Below are 4,836 nucleotides of genomic sequence, written 5' to 3' on the forward strand. Positions count from 1 at the left end.
TCTGGCGTTGGCGTTGGCTCTGGCGTTGGCGTCGGGGTAGAGGCAGGAGTGACTGTAATAGTGATGGTTGCTTGGTTAGAAATTAGCCCTTTCGTATCCTTTACTGTATATTTGATTGGAGTGGTAGGGCCTGTGAAGCTCGGCAATGGAGTGAAGGTGACTTCCCCAGTGCTTGGATTGAGGGTATATGTGCCTTCCCCAGGAACTGTCAGGGTGGTTTGCTGCCCAGGAGTGAGCGGGTCTAGGTCGATAGTAGCGGGATCCAAGTCAAAAGCGTAGGCTGTGTCATTGAACAGCACATTGATGGTGACCGGTGTATTGGCTGGGGTGGTGGCAGTGTCATCATTAGCAACGGGGTTGTAAGCAACGATGCCCCCTCCTGCCGTCATGTCCCAACCGCCAGGGATGCTACCTGTGTTCGTCGGAAACTTTGAAAATTGCTCGATAGGTGGTACCGGTACCGTTACATCATTCCCGATTACCGAATATCCATAGAATGTTTGATTAGGAGATATCCCTAGATCCTGATAACTTACAAAAACTCCTGCCAACTTTTGGCTGCCTGTAGAAGCCACTATGTTTGTATTCAGGACTTTAGTTCCACATTGGTCAGAGTGAATGTTCGTCTTAGCTATCGATGTCCCTCCTACCCAGATACCAGCACCAACTCCAACAACAGAGCCATAGGCATATTGTTCAGGATCGGAATCATCAAGTTTTGTAATAGCAGCAATCTTAAAAGGATCGTTTCCGCCTCTGTCTAGGAGTAAGAAGCCAATCTTATCAAGACCCATGCTCGGAGCGGTTATGCCACCTGGGGTAATGAAATCAACTCTTTCTATGTTGTTAAAAGCATTGGTACCATCAGGAAAGTTTACAAAAATGTTATCTGTACCTGCTTTGATAACTGGATTCAGAGGATCAATTAAAAGAGCTTGCTCCATGGCTGTAATTCCCAAGCCACTAGGAGTGTTTGGGTCAACAACCCAGACTATGTTGCAGGTGCCAGTCGCATTTTTGTTATCAACCCGCCTCAGAACAACTTGATCGGTTGCACCAATGAGAGACAGCTTTTGACCACTGACATCAATATCTATAAGCTTGAAGCTGGCATCTAAGGTGGGCTTGGCTCCTACCTGCAGTGTGTGCGGATAGCTGTGATCAATTACTCCTTCGACCACAATCGTGGGAGCGGTAACGCTGCCAGCCGTGGCTTCTAGAATCCAATCTGCTCCGGCTTTGGCATGTCCTGTGAGGTTGGTAGAAGCAGCGATATCAGCTCCTGTCAGGCGGGCTATTTGCTCTATGAAAAGCCTGCCCTCCAGCCCTGCCGCCACCTCGCAGCCGTAGATTAAAATGTCCGCATCGTCCGCAAGGCTAGATTTCCACTTTGCCAGTAGGTCCGCGTACTCGGGCAAGTTTTCTCGGTTAAGAACTCTTCTGCCCAAGGAGAGTGAGCCTGCCTGCCCGTGAGACAGGATGTGCAGGGTTTTGATGCCTTTTCGTCCTCGCAGTGTCTCTGTGATCTGCTCAATCCCATCTCTATTGGGATTCAGAAAAACAACTTCCGCTCCAGGACGAATGCCTGCCAGCAAGATCGCCAAGTCCGGCAAGGCTTGATCGATAAAGACCAGCTCATCCTGCTTGGGGTGTTGTAGAGACGTTTCCCTAGACGCAGAGAAGCTAGCTTGCTCTACCCCCAAGAGAACCATTAGCAGGGCTGTGGAAACGGTGCCCAAGCTGCGACTAAAAAAGCAAAGCAATCTTTCCAGTTGACCAGGACGAAATGAAGACGGTTTTGAGGTCAGCATTCAACACTCCTCGGCTCTCTCAGCGCGTTCTCTTGAAACACAAAATCAGCTCACATCAAACTTGACTAAAACGAGTCAGCCATCAGTTATCTACCCTTACCGAAACCGTGTTGCTAAAGAGCAACGAGCCCGATGCTGAACGAACAACAGCTCTGTTGGTAATGATGGTGGGAAGAGCGGGAGTTTCAGGAGCAGGCACAAATGGAGTCGGCGTAGGTGCCGGCGGTAGGGGTATGGGAATGCGGAGGCGGCAGGGCTGATCCGATTGATTGCCTTCTGGGGCATAGCAAACGCGAATGAGATCTTCCACAAAGCGAAGCTGATTAAAACTAAGTTGATCCGCTTGTCGAATAATGTCCGTAATGATTTCCTCCAGGTCTCGGGCTGTTCTGGAAAGAGGTACGCTGACAAACAGAATATTCTCCAGATCCCTAACTTCGGGGGGAGCTAAGTTGGAGAAAGGTACTCTATCCCGCTCCCGCAGCAAGATGCGATAAAGGGCTTCGCTCCAAGGGGAAACATCCACAGCAGCACTGAAAACAAATCCCCGCAGGGGTGTAGGCTGGCCGGACTGACGCCCTTGGCCCAGGAGATTGGACTGAACCGATACCAATTTCCCCGGCGGTTGAATAATCGATCCGGAAAAGGGGATGGTGAACCGCAAGTTGCCCTCCAAGGCAGTGGTTGACAAGGCAGGCAACAAAATGTCCCCTCTTGAGCTTAGGTTGAACAACTCAACCTTATTGCCTCTTGAAAAGAGCGGCCCTCCCGAACAAAGGGCGGCTGTTGAGCCTGAAGGGCAAAGCTGAGCAAAGGGATCCACCACCAATCCCAAAATGGCAGAGGTAGAGCCAGAGCCAGAGCCGGGATCCCTTAGCGGCGACCCCACGGTCGAGGGGCTGCTGGAGGTACCACCACCGCAACCTTTCAGGAAAACCGTTAGGGAACCTGTAAGCACTGCCGCCAGGACAAGCGCAGCCGGTTGCCAAAATCTTCTGGGTATACCGAGTCGTCGAAACATTTGCTTATCGCCTCGCTCTCGATTAGGGATGTTGTCAGCCTGCGGAATGACTCTAGCGGGATCCCACCGTGAGAACAGCGTCGCTGAATGGCGCCACAAAACGGCTGCCTTCTCTCTCAACTCTCAGCTCGCCACTGAGAAGATAGGAACCAGCAGATAGCGGAACGTTGCTTTGCACTCTCACTTGCAGGCGGTGCTCCCCAATAGCAGCAGGGAATAAGTTGGCAAAGGGAGCTTCCAGCCCTTCAGAAAACCGTGCCAGCACAAAAGTCCCCTCAGTAGCTGCAGCCAGACGCTGTAACTCCAGAAGATTCAAATCGACCCCCAACCCAACCACATACACGGTGAGTTTTTGTCCTCGCTCTCTGGCCAGGGCTGTCAGCTCCTGGGTAGTTTGGTTGATGGAGCGGGTGCTTTCGTTGTCAATCCCATCGGTGAATACCACCAAGCGGCGGTTGAAACGCTCGGTGGGCCGAAAGTCGCTCAAGAAACGCCCGGCTTCTACCGTGGCATCGTAAAGGGCGGTGTTCCCTCCGGGAAGAGCACGCAAAACCCCTCGTCTCAGCAGCTCTCTATCGCTGGTGAAGTCTTGCAACAGCTGAGCCGTGCGCAGAGGCTGCCCCAGGGCTGTAAGGCCAAAGCCTGCCCCCCGGTTGTCAAAGCGCAGAATGGCGCCCAGATCCAGGGGTGCAGGGCGAAATTGATCCAGGAGCCGAAAAACAGCCAGGAAGCGCCGAGATTGGGGATCCAAAACCAGCAAGCTGCCTGAGCCATCCATCAGCACTGCCATGAGCAAAGGCCCCTGAGCCAGATCCGGCGGGGGGTTCTCGATCTGGGTGGGTGTCAGGGTCAAGGCTACCGGCTGCGGGCTCCCTAGCAAGTCGGTTACCCGGTTTACCTGCAGGCTGACCTGACTGGCAGAGAGCTGGATTATTGGTTGGGGCGGATCCCCGCCTTGCAGGAGGGCGATGTTGAACTCCATTTCCCCTTGTGTGCCAGAAAAGGAGCGGGTCAGAGCCCCATTGAACGTCAGGCGAGCTTGGGATCCCACAGCAGACGGATCAATGCCTGTACCGCCGGAAGAACCGCCGGAAGAGCCACAGCCGACAAGGCAGCTTCCCACGAGCACCAGAAGAAGCAGCCAACCAGCTTTTTGGCTTTTTACTTGACCGGACTGTATTTTTACAGTCACTGCAGCTGCCAGTGCGAGCATAGTGGGGTGGCGTGAAAGTACAGAGTTACAATACCACACAGTAATTCCGAAAGCTACTGTAGCGCTTGGTGTAGGCGTAAAGATTTTTACTGCAGAAGGATCCCCTGGGTGAGGAGGAGAACTGAACATGGCGGCAAAGCAACTCAAGTTCTATTGGAGCCCCCAACACCAGCTCTTTAGCTGCGATGGCGCCAAGTTGGAGGGGCACGGCTACATCCAAACCAACCCCTCCCATGACCTGGTTCACCTGCTCATTGCCGCCAACGGCAACATGCCCTGGCAGCCGGTGGAAAGCCGCGAGCAAACTTGCTTTGCCGAGTACAACGCGGTGATGCTGGAGCACCTGTTGGTCAACTGCTTCAACGCAGCGGTGCTGGGATCCCTGCCTGCCCAGCAGATCATTCCAGAGGCGCGGAAGTTCTTGCGGTGGTTTGTTTCAGAACATTACGCCCCTTTTCCGGTGTCTGAAGAAGAGGCTTTTCGTCGCTTTGCTGCGCACCTGGATATTGAGCGCATTGTGCGTTTGTTCCCCTATTTTTACAGTCTGCGGGCTTGGGAATGCTTCAGCCTCGATTACCGCGCCGAGACCTACGACCTGGAGTTCACCTCCGAGGATGATCCCGTTCGAGAGGCCCCGGAATGGGCGGCGGATCCCAACATTTTGGAGACTCAGGAGCTGGTGCGGCAAAAGCTCTCTGAGGCAGTAGCCGAGGCAGGCTCGATCCGGCCCAAACCGGAGCCCGTTTTCCCGCCAACTTCGTCAGCTAGAAATCGCAGGAGCCCCGCACTGT

At 53.6% G+C, this 4,836-nt stretch carries 4 protein-coding genes; 1 reads left to right on the plus strand and 3 read right to left on the minus strand.

Annotated elements, in window-relative coordinates; genetic code table 11:
* The 3 genes from NW856_RS05485 to NW856_RS05495 form a co-directional block, all read right to left on the minus strand.
* Positions 1-1,811: DUF4347 domain-containing protein (locus NW856_RS05485; RefSeq protein WP_414399448.1), on the minus strand; the 1,811-nt coding region annotated here is incomplete at its 3' end.
* 82 nt (positions 1,812-1,893) lie between these two features.
* Positions 1,894-2,511 carry a hypothetical protein gene (locus NW856_RS05490; RefSeq protein ID WP_414399449.1) on the minus strand — a complete coding sequence of 206 codons (618 nt, stop codon included), beginning with the start codon at positions 2,509-2,511 and terminating at the stop codon, positions 1,894-1,896.
* 373 nt (positions 2,512-2,884) lie between these two features.
* Positions 2,885-3,955 carry a vWA domain-containing protein gene (locus NW856_RS05495; protein ID WP_414399450.1) on the minus strand — a complete coding sequence of 357 codons (1,071 nt, stop codon included), beginning with the start codon at positions 3,953-3,955 and terminating at the stop codon, positions 2,885-2,887.
* 217 nt (positions 3,956-4,172) lie between these two features.
* Between NW856_RS05495 and NW856_RS05500 the strand changes: the two genes are divergently transcribed.
* A partial coding sequence (locus NW856_RS05500; RefSeq protein ID WP_414399451.1) for a hypothetical protein occupies positions 4,173-4,836 on the plus strand: 664 nt, incomplete at its 3' end.

This window comes from Synechococcus sp. R3-13, from assembly GCF_047462195.1.
Lineage (GTDB): Bacteria > Cyanobacteriota > Cyanobacteriia > Thermostichales > Thermostichaceae > Thermostichus.